General features: G+C 62.8%; 9 protein-coding genes. 6 read left to right on the plus strand and 3 right to left on the minus strand.

Features of this window, described 5'->3' with window-relative positions:
• The first annotated feature begins 76 nt into the window (after positions 1-76).
• The 4 genes from EA187_RS07440 (at position 77) to rnz (ending at position 6781) form a co-directional block, all read left to right on the plus strand.
• A complete protein-coding gene (locus tag EA187_RS07440; protein ID WP_127779825.1) occupies positions 77-1948 on the plus strand; it encodes a hypothetical protein in 1872 nt (623 codons plus the stop codon).
• Positions 1949-2038: 90 nt separating this feature from the next.
• Complete coding sequence (gene polA, locus EA187_RS07445; protein ID WP_206524215.1) at positions 2039-4858, plus strand: DNA polymerase I; 2820 nt, start codon at positions 2039-2041, stop codon at positions 4856-4858.
• Between the two features lie 293 nt (positions 4859-5151).
• Positions 5152-5622: a thioredoxin-dependent thiol peroxidase gene (bcp, locus tag EA187_RS07450; RefSeq protein WP_127779826.1), complete on the plus strand. Its 471-nt coding sequence runs from the start codon at positions 5152-5154 to the stop codon at positions 5620-5622.
• A 157-nt stretch (positions 5623-5779) separates the two neighbouring features.
• On the plus strand, positions 5780-6781 hold the full coding sequence (rnz, locus tag EA187_RS07455; protein ID WP_127779827.1) for a ribonuclease Z: 1002 nt from the start codon (positions 5780-5782) through the stop codon (positions 6779-6781).
• Between the two features lie 257 nt (positions 6782-7038).
• Here rnz and EA187_RS07460 read toward each other — a convergent pair whose 3' ends face one another.
• Entirely contained in the window at positions 7039-10017 is a 2979-nt protein-coding gene (locus tag EA187_RS07460; RefSeq protein ID WP_164856089.1) for an MXAN_5808 family serine peptidase, read from the minus strand.
• 596 nt (positions 10018-10613) lie between these two features.
• Between EA187_RS07460 and EA187_RS07465 the strand changes: the two genes are divergently transcribed.
• Positions 10614-11858 (plus strand): serine/threonine-protein kinase, encoded by a 1245-nt coding sequence (locus EA187_RS07465; RefSeq protein WP_115607643.1) that lies wholly within the window; start codon positions 10614-10616, stop codon positions 11856-11858.
• A gap of 74 nt (positions 11859-11932) precedes the next feature.
• Positions 11933-14803: a vWA domain-containing protein gene (locus tag EA187_RS07470; protein WP_127779828.1), complete on the plus strand. Its 2871-nt coding sequence runs from the start codon at positions 11933-11935 to the stop codon at positions 14801-14803.
• Between the two features lie 207 nt (positions 14804-15010).
• On the opposite strand, the gene EA187_RS07475 is transcribed toward EA187_RS07470, so the two are convergent.
• Positions 15011-16516, minus strand: coding sequence for an acyl-CoA carboxylase subunit beta (locus EA187_RS07475; RefSeq protein ID WP_206524216.1), 1506 nt, complete (start codon positions 16514-16516; stop codon positions 15011-15013).
• Positions 16517-16797: 281 nt separating this feature from the next.
• Complete coding sequence (locus EA187_RS07480) at positions 16798-17400, minus strand: acyl-CoA carboxylase biotin carboxyl carrier protein subunit (protein WP_164856090.1); 603 nt, start codon at positions 17398-17400, stop codon at positions 16798-16800.
• Positions 17401-17453 lie beyond the last annotated feature (53 nt).

Genomic DNA, 17453 nt, shown 5'->3' on the forward strand with positions numbered 1-17453 from the left:
TTCGACCACCGCGCCATCCTCTCCAAGCGCAGCCCTTCGGGCTGCGCTTGTTTTTTGCCTGAAGACCGAGCCCGATATGCGCCCTGTGATGCAAACGCTGCAACGCCCCATTGTCTACCGCAGCGCCATCGCGCTCTACGTTTTGATGATGCTCGGTCTCATCACTGCCTCAGTTGCCATTGGCAACCGCGATGTCCGCTCGGCCCTTTACCTGACCGGCTCGCCCACCTGGAACCCCCACCGCCCCTACGCCCTGCGAGCCCTCTACTTTGATGCGGCAACAGGCGCTCGACTGGCACCCGACCACTTCGAAGTTCAATGGAGCGCGCCGAACTCTCCCCCGCTGGCGACCGCTCAGGCTGGCCCCGGACACTATCTCCACATTCAACTTCCTCCCAACGATCACCTGGCACCCACACATCCCGCCACTTCGTCCGATGCCCTGGCACCCACACATCCCGCCACTTCGTCCGATGCCCTGGCACCCACACATCCCGCCACTTCGTCCGATGCCCTGGCACCCACACATCCCGCCACTTCGCCCGATGCCCTGGCACCCACACATCCCGCCACTTCGCCCGATGCCCTGGCACCCACACATCCCGCCACTTCGTCCGATGCCCTGGCACCCGAAGGAGACACCACCGCCGAGACACGCGAGATCTGCGCGCTGGCACGCCGACAGACCGTTCCCGACCTCCGAGAATGCTGGACCATCGAGCTTCGAGAGCCCCCTCGTACCCCCTCCGAAGCGCTCCAACATGCCATCGGCTCGCCGACCTCCCGAGACCCCGACCAGAACGAGCGTCGCACGGCTCTCACCGACGATGATCCCACCTCCGAGCTCGCCATGCAGATCGGCCCGGTCGACGGCGAGCTTGTACGAGGCCTGCCCGATACCCTTTGGCTCCGCGTTTTTGAGCGCGACACTGGCCAACCTCGACGGGCCAACCTCGAAATCACCCTGGAACGTGGCCTCACACAGACCCCTCTCCCAACCTCACTGACCACCGACCCACTCGGGCTCGCCAGACTCCCCGTCAACGCGATGACCGAGCTTACGCTGAAGGTCATCGCCCGTCCCTACGCCCCAACCGACGCACCGGCCTCCGCATCCTACACCCTGCGTATTCCCACCGTCGCCGCCCAGTTCGCCGTCTCGCTTCCGCGCCCCTACACCATCGCCGGACAATCCGTGGAAGGCTCGGTGAACACTATTCTCACAGACTCACCCTTTATGACCGACCTCTTCGAGGGCACATCCATGATCGCCGCCAACGCCTTCGGCTCCTCAAAGGGCTCCGGCGGCTTCACCCTCCCCACCCCCGAGGCCAATGCCCCGGGGCCGCTGGCCCGCGTACAGGTCTACCAGAGCTTCTTCGGCGCCGGAGACGCCTGGGATATCGCCCATCTCCTGATCCTCAAAGATGGCAGTCCCCAAACTCTGCGCCAGAGCACTGCACTCCTCCTTGAGCATCTCCATACCACTCACCCCGACGAGCACTGGGGCACCTACCTCGCTCTCCTCACACCACCACACTCCCCCTCCGTCGACACCCCCGCGCGCCTGACGCCGCTGATCGAGTTTGCGCTCAACCGCCTCCCCCGCGACTTTCAATCACCGCAACCTCTGCTCAACACCCGTGAAGAAGACCGCCGCGAGCTCGAAGACTGGAAAAACGAGATCCAGCGCGACCTTTACCACATGATGATCGTCGTTCTCCTGGTTGGCCTTCTCATTGTCGCCTACTTCGCGCTCCTGGGGCTGCGCCGCCTGCGCCGAGAAAGATCCCTCCTGGCCGAGATCGACCTCGAATTCGACGCTCCCCTCACCGACAACTCGGACACCCGACTCGAAGACCTTGTCACGCTCTTCCAGGCCTTCATCGTCTTCGCCACCATCGCCCTCTTCGGCCTTGGAATCATTCTGGTCGTCAGTTATCTATGACCTCGTCTCAGCCTTACGCTATGCGGCTATCCAGCCCTCATGCACCCGTTGAACAACTTTGCTTTTCCTTTCCGATGTTCAGGAGCCCCCATGCCGAAGACGCCCGACGATAACAGCCAGATGAGCTTCGCCGACCTGGCCAACCACGCGAACCTCAACGGCAAGACACTCTACCTCGTCGACGGCTCCTCCTACATCTACCGGGCCTTCTACGCGATCCGGAACCTCTCCAACTCCGCCGGGATGCCTACCAATGCCATCTACGGCTTTACCCAGATGCTCAAAAAACTCATCGAAGACGAAAACCCCGACCTGATCGCGGTTACATTCGACGCCTTCGACGCCGACGAGCACACCTTCCGTAAAGAGCTCTACGACGACTACAAAGCCAACCGCAGCGCCATGCCCGACGAGCTGCGCATTCAGATCCCCTACTTCCGCAAAGTCGTCGAAGCCCTCAACATCCCCATCATGGAGCAGGCTGGCGTCGAGGCCGACGACCTCATCGCTACCGCCACCGTGCGCGCCCGTGAGGTCGGCCTCAACGTCTGCATCATCAGCGCCGACAAAGACCTGATGCAACTTCTCGGCGATGGCGTCTCGATGCTCGACACCATGCGCGGCCGACGCTACTCCCCGGCCGACGTCCTGGAGCGCTTCGCCGTCAGCCCCGATCGCGTCAAATACGTGCTCGCCCTGGCCGGCGATACCTCCGACAACATCCCCGGCGTCCCCGGCATCGGCGAAAAAACCGGCGGCAAACTCATCGCCGAATTCGGCGATCTGGAGACGCTGCTTGCCAACGTCGACAAAGTCTCCGGCAAAAAACGCAAAGAAAACCTCACCGAGTTTGCCGACCAGGCCCGCCTCAGCCTGGAGCTCGTCACCCTGCGCGACGACTGCCCCATCGCCTTCGACATCGAACACCTCCATCTTTCCCCCCCGGACTTCCAGGCCCTCGCCCACCTCTTTCATGAGCTGGAGTTTGAGAGCGTGCTGCACGATCTCAACCGCTGGTTCAAGTCCCGCGGCTGGCTCGACGATCGCGACATCGAAGACCTCAAAGACAGCCTTCTTGACGAAGAGATCACCCGCACCGACGAAACCCGCAAAGACTACCGGGCCATCTTCACCCTCGAAGAACTCGACGAGCTTCTTGCCGCCTGCAAAGACGCCGGCCGCTTCGCCTTCGACCTTGAGACCACCAGCATCGACCCGCTGGAGGCCCAGATCGTGGGGATGTCCTTTGCCTACAAACCCAACCACGGCGTCTACGTCCCGGTGGCCCACAGCTACGACGGTGCCCCGGCACAGCTCTCTCTCAATGAGGTCCTGGCACGCGTCGCCCCGCTTCTCGAAGATCCCGACCTGCCGAAGATCGGGCAGCACTACAAATACGAGTGGCTGGTGCTACACCGCCACGGCGTCAGCTTCCGGGGGGTGAGCTTTGACACCATGCTCATGAGCTACGTGCTCGACCCGGGTAAGAACTCCCACGGCCTCGACACCATCGCCTTTGACTTTCTCAACCACCGCAACATCAAGTTCAGCGATGTGGCCGGAAGCGGCAAAAAACAGCTCACCTTCGACCAGGTACCCCTCGACAAAGCCACTCCCTACGCCTCGGAGGATGCCGACATCACTCTGATGGCCTGCGACGCCCTCCTCGAACGTCTCAATGAAGAGCCCGAACTGCGCAAGCTCCACGACACCCTGGAGATTCCCCTCTCCCGCGTGCTCGGCATCATGGAGCTCAACGGCGTCAAAGTGGACTGCGACATCCTCAACCAGCTCAGCGCCGAATTCGAAGTTGAACTCGAACAACTCCAGGACGAGATCAACGTCCACGCCGGCTCCGAGGTCAACCCCAACAGCCCCACCCAGCTCCGAGAGGTCCTCTTCGAGCGCCTGGAACTCCCGGTGAAAAAACGCACCAAAACCGGCCCCTCCACCGATCAGAGTGTGCTCGAACAACTCTCCGAGCTTCACCCGCTGCCGCGCCTCATTCTGGAGTACCGCTCCTTCTCCAAGCTCAAAGGCACCTACGTCGACGCCCTGCCCGAGCTCATCCGGGAAGACACCGGCCGCATTCACACCGACTTCAACCAGGCCGTCGCCGCCACCGGTCGCCTCTCTTCCTCAAACCCCAACCTGCAGAACATCCCCATCCGCACCGACCGCGGCCGCGAGATCCGCAAAGCCTTCGTCGCCGACGAGGGGCACCTCTTGCTCGCCGCCGACTACTCCCAGATCGAGCTGCGTATCATGGCGCACCTCTCCGGCGATCCGGTGCTTCTGGAGGCCTACCGCGAAGGCCAGGACATCCACGCCCTGACCGCCTCCCAGATCTTCGACGTCGCCATCGACCAGGTCACCTCCGAGCAACGCCGCGCCGGCAAAACCATCAACTTCGGCGTGATGTACGGCATGGGCCCTCGCCGACTGGCCCGCGACCTCGACATCTCGATGCCCGAAGCCAAAAGCTACATCGACAACTACTTTGAGCGTTACCAGGGCGTCGCCTCCTACTTCGAAAAGCTCGTCGCCGACGCCGTCGAGACCGGCTACGCCCTGACCATGTTCGGCCGAAAACGCCTGCTCCCCACCCTTGAGAACAAAGGAGCCGGCCGCGCCTTTGCTGAGCGCGCCGCCATCAACACCCCCATCCAGGGTACCGCCGCCGACATCATCAAACTGGCCATGATCGCCATCCAGGAGCGCATCGAGTCCGAAAACTTGCCGGCCCGCATGCTCCTCCAGGTCCACGATGAGCTCATCTTCGAGATCGCCGAAGACGCTCTCGACGACCTTCGCCCGATCATCTGCAACATGATGGAGACCATCGTTAAACTCGACGCGCCCCTGGTCGTGGAGAGTGGTGTCGGCAAGAACTGGCTCGATGCCAAATAACCTGCACACCCTATCAGCACTGACAAGCACCCTTTCTGTTTTTTCTCGATCGATGCCCTGACACCTCGCGCATACCCACGTGTCGCGGTGCCAGGCGTTCGAGCATCTCACGGGTGCCAGGGCATCGAGCATCTCACGGGTGCCAGGGCATCGAGCATCTCTCGGGTGCCAGGGTATCGAGCATCGCAAGGAATCCTTGAACCGGTGACAGGCGTGTGTACATCTCCTCACGCGCGGGCCCATTCGGCCTTCAATTCGTTCTTTGTTAGCTCTTCTTCACGGAGTTTTTACCCATGGCTGTAAACCCCAAACTCTCTGTGGGCGACGCCGCCCCCGACTTCACCCTCCCCTCCGATACGCAGGGTGACGTTAGCCTGGCCGACCTCAAGGGGCAGAAGTTCGTTCTCTACTTCTACCCCAAAGATATGACCCCGGGCTGCACCAAGCAGGCCTGCGACTTCCGCGATAACCTCGACGCATTCGCCGAGCACGGCTACGCCATCTACGGCGTCTCCCCGGACCCGGTAGAACGCCACGCGAAATTCCGCGAGAAGCACGACCTCAACTTCCCGCTTCTGGCCGACACCGACCACAGTGTCGCCGAGGCCTTCGGCGTCTGGCGCGAAAAGACCAACTACGGACGCACCTACGAAGGCCTGGTCCGCTCCACCTTCTTTATCGACGCGGACGGCACGATCGAGGCCATCCACGATAACGTCCGCGCCACCGGGCACGTCGGCCGACTGGTGCGTGACCTCGGTTAAGCCTCTCTCCAGAGACACCACACGCCCCGAATGCACCTCGTGCTGCGTTCGGGGCGTTTTTGTTCTCGCACCATCGCCTGGCACTCATTCATGTCACTTCGCCTGGCACGCACGCGGCATTCTCTCACCCCGGTTGACCCGATCCCTGCGATCGTCCATGGTGTCCGACCTTCTGGCGCTGCCTCCGCTGGCGCCCTTACGCTTCATCGATTTTGCCTGCCTCGACCATCGTACCATGTCCATTCAACTCGTTTTTCTCGGGACTGGCAGCGGCAAACCCATGCCGCAGCGCAACGTCTCATCGGTCGCGCTCTTTCGCGAAGGAGAGCTCTTTCTCTTTGACTGCGGCGAAGCCACGCAGCTGCAGTTGACCCGCTCCGGACTTCGACCGGGCGCGCTGCGAGCGATCTTTTTAAGCCACTTCCACGGTGACCACGTCAACGGGCTCCCTGGCCTTCTCGGCTCACTGACGCTGAATCAACGCGACGATGCCCTCGATATCTATGGTCCCCGCGGGTTACGACGCTGGTTTAAAACCCTGCACGACCTCCACATTCTTCGCCCGGGCTTTCGAGTGCGTTTGCACGAGATCACCGAAGCCAGCAACGTTTTTAATGGCGAAGGCTTTCACGTCGAAACGCAGGCCCTGAACCACCGCATCGATACCTGGGGCTACGCCCTCGTCGAAGACAGTCGTCCAGGACGCTTTGATCTGGAGCGCGCCCGCGCCCTTAACATCCCGCCGGGCCCCATCTTTGGTAAATTACAACATGGCGAAACCGTCACCCTGGAGGACGGCCGCACGATCGAGCCCTCCCAGGTGCTGGGCCCTGCTCGCCCCGGGCTGAAGATCGCCTACTGCTGCGACACCATTCCCTGTCCCGAGGCCATTGAGCTTGCTCGCGACGCCGATCTCCTCATCCACGAGGCGACCTACGTCGCCGGCGATGAGCGCAGCGCCCATCAGCGCGGACACTCAACCTCCGCCGATGCCGCTCGATGCGCCCGTGACGCCAACGCAAAACGCCTGATTCTGACTCATATCTCCCAAAAGCACCTCAACCTTGAGGAGGTTGTTCAGGGGGCGCGGGCTATCTTTCCCAACGTCGAAATCGCGCGCGATCTGGCGGAATTTACCGTGGAGCGTCGCGATCACTAACGCGATGTACGCATCGATCTCATCGCCTGGCACCCGTGCTTCAGCACCCACAACTCAGTGATGTGATCGAACGCCTGGCACCCATACATCTTCCTGATATGCGAATGCCCGTGATCGAACGCCTGGCACCCCGACGTAAGGAACGTAGTCGAGCGCCTGGCACCACGACACGATATACCCCTAACACAAAAACGCCCGGATCTGCCGATCCGGGCGTTTTGAATTTCTGACGTTTACAGGGCCCTTCGCCCCGGCGCTCAGCTGCGTTCGCGGTACACGTACACGCTCTCCGTGGTCATCAAACCGGACTCATCGCGGGTCACCAGCGAGATTCGATTCATACCTTCAAAGAGGGGCACTCGGGCGTCAAACGATACCTCGTCGCTATCCACGCGCTCGTAATTGAGCTTGCGCGTCTGGACATCGCGCGGACCTCCCTGCCGCTGCACCACGACATAGTAGTCCTGAATCAGGCCCTCATCGCGGATGGTACCCTTGAGTTGCACGGCCGCATCGCCGGTCAGCATCTGGGTAGGATTGAGCGAAACCATCGGCTTCTGGAAACGACTCCAGGTCGCCACGCTACCGTCCGCCGACGCCTCGCCATCGGCCATCGTCGCGTTGTCAGCACTGACCCAGATCTCGCGCTCTCCGAGCTTGAGCTTGAGCCAGTTACCACTGCGCGCTTCGACCTTCAGGCGAGCACCGGGCTCCAGTCGCGCCACCTCGGCACTTCGGGCATGCGCACCGACGTGCGAGACGGCTCCCTGCGCACCGATCGTGGCCACGCCTTCGACATCCTCAACCGGTGCCACATCCTCAATCACCGGAATCTCGAGAATCTTTTGCACAAACTCGCGATAGGCCATGTCGTACAGGTCAAGCTCCAGCCTCGCCACGCCCTCATCCGGGCTCCGACGCACACGGAACTCAAAGTCGAACTGCTCGCTGCCCCCTGCGGCCAGGTCTTCCACCGTGCCACGCCCTCGGTTCAGATAGATCGCATCCCCCGAGAGGTTTTTGAGGTAGACCATCACCTCATCGCTGGGCACCGCTCCGACGTTCTCCAGGTGAATGCGCAGGGTCACGTCCTCCTCAGCCTGCAACACCCCGTCTCCGTTGCCGCCAAGCACCTCGTAGGAGAACGCAAACTGCGGGCGCTCCTGACCTTGAATAGGAAGATCGAAGTGGTGCTCGCCAGAAAACTCCTGCTCGTCGTCGCTGACCACAAACTCCATACGATCGTGGCGGCTGGCACTGTCCTTCGGGATCTCCAGGGTCGTGGTCCACTCGCGGGTCTCGCCAGGTTCAACTTTACCGAAGATGAACTCACGGTGACGCAACAAGAGGTTGTCGGAACGCGTCAGCGCCTTGACCCGGTAGAGCGGCTCGGTACCCCGGTTGGTCAACGCGGCGGTCACTTCAATCTCCTGGCCAGCCTGCCAGGGCCCCTCGGTCGCGGTGCGAACCTCCAGCTCATAATCGGCGTTTGCCACCGGCTCACCGGCGCTCCAATCGACCCCCATCTTGCTGAGCTCGGCTTTGATCTCGCTTAACTCCGTATCAAAGACCGTCTGCAGCTCGCCCTGAAGTTTCTCCAGGAGCGCCTCCCGCCGATGCTCCTCCCCGGCGGCAACCAGCAGCCGCTGGGCCAGACGAATCTCAAAATCTTCGCGGAACTCATCCGGATTGACGTACTCCTCCTCCTCTTCGTTGGAAGCGTCTTCATCCAGATAGCGAATCTGTCGCACCACGCCGCCGGCATCGGGTTGGGTGGTCGGGTTGGCCAGCGTCATCGCCAGATCACTCTCGCGCTGCATCGACTGCGACAAAAACATATTGACCGAGTCCGGCGTCACCACCACAGGGATCGTCCGCAGATCGGGGATGATCCCCTCATTCTGAATCGAAACGCCGCCCGGAGTCAGGTACTGCGCCACGGTCAGCTTGAGCGCCGAGTCGTCCGGGAACTCATAAAGAATCTGCACCGTCCCCTTGCCAAAGGTCGTATCGCCCAGGACCACCGCCCGATTGTTCTTCTGCAGCGCGCCGGCCACGATCTCACTGGCCGAAGCACTACCGCCGTTGACCAGCACCACGATCGGGTACTCAGGCTCGGTTCCCGCACGGTTTGCAGACTTCGTCTCCCGGAGCTTATTACCCACCCCGACAGTGCTCACGATCGTCCCCTCATCGACAAAAAGATCGCTGATGCGAATCGACTGCTCCAGAAGCCCGCCCGGGTTGTCGCGCATATCAAGAATCAACCCCTGCATCCCGCCCATCTGCTCTTTGAGCTCCGCAAGATGCGTGCGCACATCACTGTAGGTATTGGCCTGGAAGTTCTTGATGCGAAGATACCCCACCTTCTCGGCCAGCGGCTTCGAATCCACGCTCTCGATCTTGATCACCGCCCGCGTCACCGTGAACTCGCGCGGCTCCGGCCAGTTCGCCCGCTGAATCCACAGATTCACATCGGTGCCCGGCTCCCCCCGAAGCAGATTCACCGCCTCGTTGAGGTTCATGTTGATCGTCGACTCCTCACCGATGCGCACAATGCGATCCTGAGCCTTAATGCCTCGCTGCGAGGCCGGCGTCCCTTCAATCGGGCTGATCACGGTGAGCTGACCATCGCGAATCGAGATCACGATTCCCAGACCGCCAAAACGCCCCCCCGTCTGGGTCTGCATCTCCTCATAGTAGGTCGGCGGCAAGAGGTTGCTGTGCGGATCCAGCGTGGAGAGCAGCCCGTTGATCGCGGCGTACTCGATATCCTCATTTTTGCGCTCCGGATCCTCGGGCAGATGCTGCTCCACAAACAAAAAGATCTCTTTGAGACGAAGACTCATCTCCCAGAGACTCTCCATGGAGTTGGCCTCAAACTCGCGTCGCTCCGAGCCCACCTGCACCACCACCTTCTCGGGGCTCTGCTCAGGCTCGTCGACCTCATAGCTGACCACAAACTCCGGAATCTGGTTCTGAACCGCCTCCAGAGACGCGATCAACATCTTCGCCGGCTCAATGCGCTCCGGCTCCACATAGTTATCTTTCAGCTGCAAGAGCACCCGGTTGAGGATCCGCAACGACGAGAAGCGATACGCCTCCTCCCCCTCCTGGGCCGAGACCGTCGCCTGACTTAAATCAAACTGCACCCCGCGCTCGCCAAGCTGAACACTCAGCGCAAACGCGATCGTCACGGCGACCGCCGCTACCACATAGCGACCCTGTCGTTTCATAAAGCTCATGTCTTTCCTGATCGTCTCCCCTCGCCACATGCAGGCACGCCGCGAGCGGTTTCCTGTCTCAAATTCACCATCGGGATCTTAGGCCGACGCCTCACCGACCGACAACCCGCGCTGCCCCACCTCAAAGCTCGTTGGCTCCGCTTCATAGAGTCTTCCCGTCCATCAAAGGTGGTCCCCCCGCTGGCAGATTCAACGTCGCCTGGACACCTTACCATTCCCGCCTGGATTGTCCCACATCTTCTTACAGATCGCGCCGGGTGCCAGGCGTCCGTACATCTCGCTCTCGCACGGGTGCCAGACGTCCGTACATCTCGCTCTCGCACGGATGCCAGGCGTTCGTACATCTCGCTCGCGTACGGGTGCCAGGCGTTCGTACATCTCGCTCACGCACGGGTGCCAGGCGTTCGTACATCGCACTCGCGTACGGGTGCCAGGCGTCCGTACATCTCACTCGCGTACGGGTGCCAGGCACCCGTAGATCTTCCTCACAGCCTCCTCCTTTACTCTTGCCACCTCTTCCCCCAGAGGCCATCATGGCACGCCACCCCTGGCCCTTTTTGTAGCTGCCCGTAGATCGAGTTCCTCCCATGGCCCTGATGCCCGCTGCCGGCGACATCGTCGACGATGTCTTCCGCGTCGAAGAAGAGATCGACAGCGGCAACTTCGGCGCCGTCTACAAAGTTCGCGATCTTCTGGAGCACCGCACCCTGGCGCTCAAGGTCCTCAAGCCCGGGCCCCACGATGAAAACGAGCTGCGCCAGCGCTTTGAGCGCGAGGCCAGCCTCATCTACAGCCTGCGCCACCCCCACGTCGTCCAGGTGTACTATTACGGGCAGACCGAGTCGGGTCTCCCCTACATGGCCATGGAGTACCTGCAGGGCACCGACCTGCGCTCGTTGCTCCAGCATCACGGTGCTCTCTCCGAAGCTCTGGCGCGCCGCATCACCATCGAAGCCCTGGCCGCCCTGCACGCCGCCCACGCTACCGGCATCGTCCACCGCGACTTAAAGCCGGCCAACATCTTTCTGGTCAACGACGGCGACCGCGGGCAGGTCAAAGTCTTGGACTTCGGCTTTGCCAAAGCCCTCGATGGCGAGACCGACTTTGAGATCACCAACGCCGGCACCCTGGTGGGAACCCCCGCCTACATGTCGCCGGAGCTTGTGCACAAAAAGAACGTCGGACCTCAGGCCGATATCTACGCCTTAGGGTTGATCCTGGCCGAGATGCTCACCGGCGAAAAAGTCGTCACCATTGAAAACGTCTACGACACGATCGTTTTTCAGGGCTCCAAAAAAGACATCAAACTTCCCCGTGAGCTGCGCCGCTCGGTCTTCGCCCCCATCCTGGAGCGAGCCATCGCCAAAGACCTCGACCGCCGCTACCAGAGCGCCATCGAGATGATCGACGCACTGCGCGCACTCCATCTGGAAAGCGTCGGCCCCTACACCGACGAGGTGCCCCTGACCAGTGCGCCCCCCTCCACCGGGAGCGCTGACCAGCAGGCCCACACACGCCCCCGCTCCGACGGGCGCCCCTCTCTTGTGGAGGTCGATCAGGCCCTGGCCAACGCCTCCGCCCGGCAGCTGGTACTCGAGAGTGAGCCTACCATCGACTACCCACGCCACTCCCAGCCTCCACTTCAGCTTCGCCAGGCGGGCAACCGCCCCACCGCGCAGATGCCTGCCATCTCGCGCAGTTCCACGGCAACCATGGCCACCGCCCTGCCCGAAGAGCCTGTTGAAGAGCAGCGTTCGGCCTGGGTGGACGTCGCGCTGGGTCTGGTCATCGGAGCGATTGCGCTGGGAGCTATCCTCTATTTCTTCGCCTGACGACTCATCGTCTCGCCCCCCACCACCCGCTCGTTTGTCTCACTGATGCGCGTCTTCAAGACGGTGAGCCCTTGGTGACGAACTGGCGAAGCACCTCGCTCTCCCTTAGGGTGGGAACATCGACGACGACCTCCGACCGAAGGTTCTCCCGCGTGCTTACCGCTGCCCCTGCCCACGACGCCCCGCTGGCCCGCCCGGTCTTGCTTCTCGCCGCACTGCTGCTCGCCAGCGTGACGCTGCTCTTCGCACCTGTACTCCACGCTCAGGAGCCTTCCCCGGTTTTGAGTACGCAGTCGCGCAGCGTTCAATATCTCATCGTCATCGACGACTCCGGCTCCATGCGCGTTCGTACCGCCGAGGGGCCCGCCGCCGACCCGGAGCGCCTGGCCATCTTTGCCACCCGCTCGCTCCTGAGTATGCTCGACGACCGCGATGAGGTCAGCGTGCTGCGCCTCAATGGCGCGCGCGAGGGCGAATCAACGATGCCAATTGCTCCCCTGGCCGAGAACAGGGCGCGCCTGGGCGCCATGCTCGCCAATGACGGCCCGGTGGCCGCCTACCCGGGCAAGCTCACCCCCTGCGCCTCGGCACTTGAGGCGGTCCGCGACGAGCTCAACCGTGCGCGGCGTCCCAACACCGCCCAGGTCGTGCTCTTTTTGACCGACGGCGAGTGCAACGATGCGCAGGTAAACACCGAACGCTACCTGGAGTCGATCGACTCGCAAGAAGATGGACTCTTCCAGTTCTACCTGCTGCGCTGGCGTGGCCGCGTCTTCTCTCAGTACCTGGTCGAGCTCGCAAGGAAGAGTGGCGGAAGCATCGGTGAGGTCGGCGCCGATGATCCCACCGACCTGCTCGCCCCCTTTGCCAACGCTCTCTCGCGCTCCCAGGGTTACAGCGCACACCTTCTTCGCCCGGGCACCACCACCATCCCCGCCCACACCGGCGCGCGGCGCATGAGGCTTCTGGCGGTCGCCCCCGACCAGGGAAGCGAACTTCGCCTCAACCTCAACGCCCCCTCCGGCCAGCCTCGCACGCTTGGAGCTTCCCGCACCGGTCTGCACCACTACGAGGATGGCAAGCGCTACCGCTACGTCGCCCTTGACTACGAGCCCGGTACCACACCGGTCACCGTCCAGGTCTCCGGCGGTGCCAACCGCTGGCGGGTGGTGGCGCTGCCCGATTACCGCCTCTTTGTCGAGACCCGTGTTCAGCAGGGACGCTGCGGAAGCCAGGGCGAAGACACCAACTTTGTGCAGGTGGGCTCAGGCATCTGCGTGACCCTCTCGCTTATCAACGAGGAGGGCCAGGTTGTCAGCGCAGACGTCGCCTCCCGAGGCACCGAAGCGGCCATCCTCTATCAGGAGCCCGGTGCCGAGCCGCGCCGTCTGCCGGCGGCCTCCACCGACAAGGCTGCCGTCTTCCGCTTTGAGCGCGTCAACCTGCAGGAGGGCGACCATATCCTCTCCCCGCGCATCACGCTCCCCTCCGCGCAGGGCACCCCGGTAACCCTGCGCGGGGCTGCGCGAACCCTCCAGGTCTCCACCCGCCGCATTTCGGCGACACCGGCAAGCCTTGAGGCCGGGGATCTCTTGCCCGGCACCGATCATTTCCAGGAAATCGTCATCGAGGGCAACTTCCCCGCGACCCGCGCCCGCCTCACCGTGGCCCGCGCCGATGGTCTTCCCGAATGCGTCACCTTCGCGCTCAGCGGCGTGCCCGCAGGCCAGGCACAGACCATCTCCCCGGGCCAGACCTACACCCTGGAGACGCGCGTCGCCCCCTACTGTGGCCCGGTCGATGTGCGGCGCACCATCGACAACGCCCTGCGTCTGGAGTTCGACCGCGGCGCGCACTCCATTCCCATCCCCACGCTGGTGATCCCGGTGCGCGCCGAGCTCATAAGCCAGCTGACCGCCCCTCACCACCTCGAAACCACCCTGCGTGGCGGCCAGAAACGCGACCTGCGCATCAGCCTCTCCGGAAACCACCGCCGCGCACAGCACTTTGACGCCGTCATCCTCCCCACCGATGAACGCACCGGCTGGCCCGGTGACGACCTCCGGCTGACCTTCCTCGACGCCCGGGGCAACGCGCTACCTGAGAGCGACCAGGGCCAGGTCACCACCGAAGTTGTTCATGCGACTGGCACCGATGCTTCCCCCTCCGCGTCGAGCGCCATCCTCACCCTGCACCTGCGCGCCGACGCCTGTTGCCAGGCCGGCACCTACTCCACCGAGGTAGCTCTCGTTCCCCGCCAGGGTGCCAGCTCTCCGCTGCGCCTGCCGCTGACCGTCCATGTCGAGGCGGCCGGCCTGTGGCGCTGCTGGGGCACCACGATCGCCCGCACCCTGGTGCTCGTACTCCTCCTTCTGCTTCTTGCCTACATCGGCAATATGTGGCGCTCCAGCCACTTTCTGGACCGCGACCGGCTGGCCGAACGCCTCGTCCCCCTCTACTGGAGCGACTACGGCGAAACCCGCCCCCAGACCCGCTCCGCCGAAGATGTGCGCCGCATGGTCCGAAAGAGCCTCGGGTTATGGCCGCGCCTCAAAGCCTGGCTTGCTGCCAACCCCCTGGTCTTCGGCCTCCCCGGCCGCGACTACTATGAGAGTGCCGAGCTCGTACTCGACGCTACGCGCAACATCCACCGAAGCCGCCTGCGCTTGAGTCACGAGCGCGAACTTCTCACCGAACTTCGCGCAAACCCTCGCCGCGGCCTGGCCAAGATGTACACCACCGCCCGGGGAGGCATCTCCTTTTACGCGGTGCCTGCCGAGGGCAACCGCCTGGGTGTCTTCGAGCTACAACGCGAGTTCGACGACTTCGCAGACCCCACCATCGAGTTCGAGCCCAAACTCATCAACCTGCGCCGGCGCACCGAACTCATCGCCATGCACTCCGACCGCGAACCCGACACGATGGCCGGCTGGCGCATCGGCTGAACGCGCTCAGCCTGATCGTTCGGGTGCCAGGCGATCGAACGCCTGGCACCCGATCTCACTCGCATGATCGAACGCCTGGCACCCGATCTCACTCGCATGATCGAACGCCTGGCACCCGATCTCACTCGCATGATCGAACGCCTGGCACCCGATCTCACTCGCATGATCGAACGCCTGGCACCCGATCACGGCGACCTGTCCAAAAACTCAAAGCGGCCCATTGCCATGACGTTTCGGTGCGCTCCACTCCCGCTTATTGAGCATCACCCGCAGATGGCGATAGAGCCTGGAGCGCGTCTCACAAGGCTCGATCACCGCATCAATATAGCCGCGCTGCGCGGCAATATTCGGGTTGAGAAAGCGCTCCTCATAGTCTGCACGAAGCTCGGCGGCGCGCGCCTCCGGATCCTCCGCCGCGGCGATTTCACGTCGGTTGAGCACCTCAACCGCCCCGCTGGCCCCCATCACCGCGATCTCCGCACGCGGCCAGGCCAGGTTCACATCTCCACCCACATGCTGCGAGCTCATCACGATATAGGCCCCACCGTAGGCTTTGCGAAGAATCACCGAGAGCTTCGGCACGCTGGCCTCACAGTAGGCGTAGAGCAACTTCGCACCGTGATCGATCACCCCGCCGTACTCCTGCTCGCGGCCAGGCAAAAACCCGGGCACATCCACCAGACTGACCAGCGGAATCCCAAAGGCGTTGCACGTGCGGATAAAGCGCGCCGCCTTGCGACTCGCGTCAATGTCGAGCACCCCGGCGTTGACCAGGGGCTGATTGGCAACCATCCCCACCACATGCCCCCCCAGACGTCCCAGTCCTACGACCACATTTTGCGCCCAGCCGGCTTGCACCTCCATAAACGAGCCCGCATCCACAACCAACTCCACCACCCGACGCACATCATAAGGCTTGCGCGGATCTTCGGGCACGATCGCGTTGAACGCCACATCCATCCGCGCCACATCATCAGCGGGAACCACATAGGGCGGCTCCTCCCTATGATTTGAGGGCAAATAGCTCAGCAGGCGACGCACCTCAGCGAGCGCCTCATCATCATTTGCCCACCGAAAATGGCTCACCCCGGTACGCTCGGCGTGGGTACGCGCCCCACCCAGATCTTCGACCGTGATCTCTTCAAAGGTCACCGTTTTAACCACCTTCGGTCCGGTCAAGAACATAAAGCTCGACTGGTCGACCATGCCCACAAAGTCGGTAAGCGCCGGTGAATACACCGCTCCGCCGGCGCACGGACCGGCGATGACGCTGATCTGCGGGATGACGCCGGAAGCCGCCACATTGCGCCGAAAAATCTCCCCGTAGCCCCCCAGGGCGTCGACCCCCTCCTGAATGCGCGCCCCACCCGAATCATTGATCCCTACAAAGGGGGCCCCGGCACGCATCGCCAGATCCTGGAGGCGCGCGATCTTCTGAGCATGCGCCTGCCCCAGACTCCCCCCGAGCACCGTGCGATCCTGGGCGTAGGCAAACACCGGCCGGCCGTCCACAAGCCCACTGGCGGTGACCACGCCATCGCCCGGGATCTTCTTCTTCTCCAGCCCGAATCCCTGCGCCCGATGGGTGACTTCTGCCCCGATCACCTCCAGCGTCCCCGCATCAAACAAGCGCTCCAGCCGGGCCATCGCCACGCTTACCTTTGCCCGGGCCTCCCAGATCGCCTCGCTTCCCTCAGTACGGGTGCCAGGCACTCGATCTTCTTGAGCGTGCTGACCCTCAGTACGGGTGCCAGGCACTCGATCTTCTTGAGCATGCTGACCCTCAGTACGGGTGCCAGGCACTCGATCTTCTTGAGCATGCTGACCCTCAGTACGGGTGCCAGGCACTCGATCTTCTTGAGCGTGCTGACCCTCGGTTCGGGTGCCAGGCACTCGATCTTCTTGAGCATGCTGACCCTCGGTTCGGGTGCCAGGCACTCGATCTCGAAGCTTCGCGACAGTTGGTAACTCGATCATCTCATGAGACTGACTCATCACAGCACCTCGCTTGCGTTCATCGCGCCCGAATTCCAGCGCATCAACACGTCGTCTTTTCGCACCGTCTCACCGGGACCCACACAAACCTCGCAGACCACACCGGCGTGCGCCGCGTAGAGGGTGTTCTCCATCTTCATCGCTTCGATCACCGCCAGCGCCTGACCGCACTCCACATGCTGACCTGCGGCAACCTCCACCGAGAGCACCACCCCGGTCATCGGAGAGCGCTGAACCTCGGGTGCCGACACCGGCACATCCGCCAGCTCAGAGCGATGTTGCCCGCTGCGACGGAGCACGACTTCACCGGCCGACTGCACCCTGGCGTGCCGCGCCACACACTCCACCCCGGCACGCGCTGGAGCGCCGGCCACCACAACCTCACCTGCAGCTCCCGAGCGCCCGCGGACGTCCAGAATGTGCTCCCTTCCGTTGACCCTCACCACCACACGTCCCCCCTCCAGGCGACCGATCAGCTGCACGGCCACATCCTCGCGAGCACCACCTCTATCGACGGACGCCTTCCACGTCCCCCGCTTCTCCTCTCGGAGCTGCACCAGGTGCTCTCGCCCGCCATCAAGCTCAACGACATAATGTGCCATCATCTTCTCCGGGTTCGTGTCTCTTACCGACGCCTCTTGCCATGCCCTGACGC

Source organism: Lujinxingia sediminis (genome assembly GCF_004005565.1).
GTDB lineage: Bacteria > Myxococcota_A > Bradymonadia > Bradymonadales > Bradymonadaceae > Lujinxingia > Lujinxingia sediminis.

What these genes read in the sequence shown, in the direction of transcription:
- rnz (WP_127779827.1), top strand. Translation starts at nt 5,780, where the DNA reads ATGGTGTCCGACCTTCTGGCGCTGCCTCCGCTGGCGCCCTTACGCTTC.
- EA187_RS07440 (WP_127779825.1), top strand. Translation starts at nt 77, where the DNA reads ATGCGCCCTGTGATGCAAACGCTGCAACGCCCCATTGTCTACCGCAGC.
- EA187_RS07465 (WP_115607643.1), top strand. Translation starts at nt 10,614, where the DNA reads ATGGCCCTGATGCCCGCTGCCGGCGACATCGTCGACGATGTCTTCCGC.
- polA (WP_206524215.1), top strand. Translation starts at nt 2,039, where the DNA reads ATGCCGAAGACGCCCGACGATAACAGCCAGATGAGCTTCGCCGACCTG.
- EA187_RS07460 (WP_164856089.1), bottom strand. Translation starts at nt 10,017, where the DNA reads ATGAAACGACAGGGTCGCTATGTGGTAGCGGCGGTCGCCGTGACGATC.
- EA187_RS07480 (WP_164856090.1), bottom strand. Translation starts at nt 17,400, where the DNA reads ATGGCACATTATGTCGTTGAGCTTGATGGCGGGCGAGAGCACCTGGTG.
- bcp (WP_127779826.1), top strand. Translation starts at nt 5,152, where the DNA reads ATGGCTGTAAACCCCAAACTCTCTGTGGGCGACGCCGCCCCCGACTTC.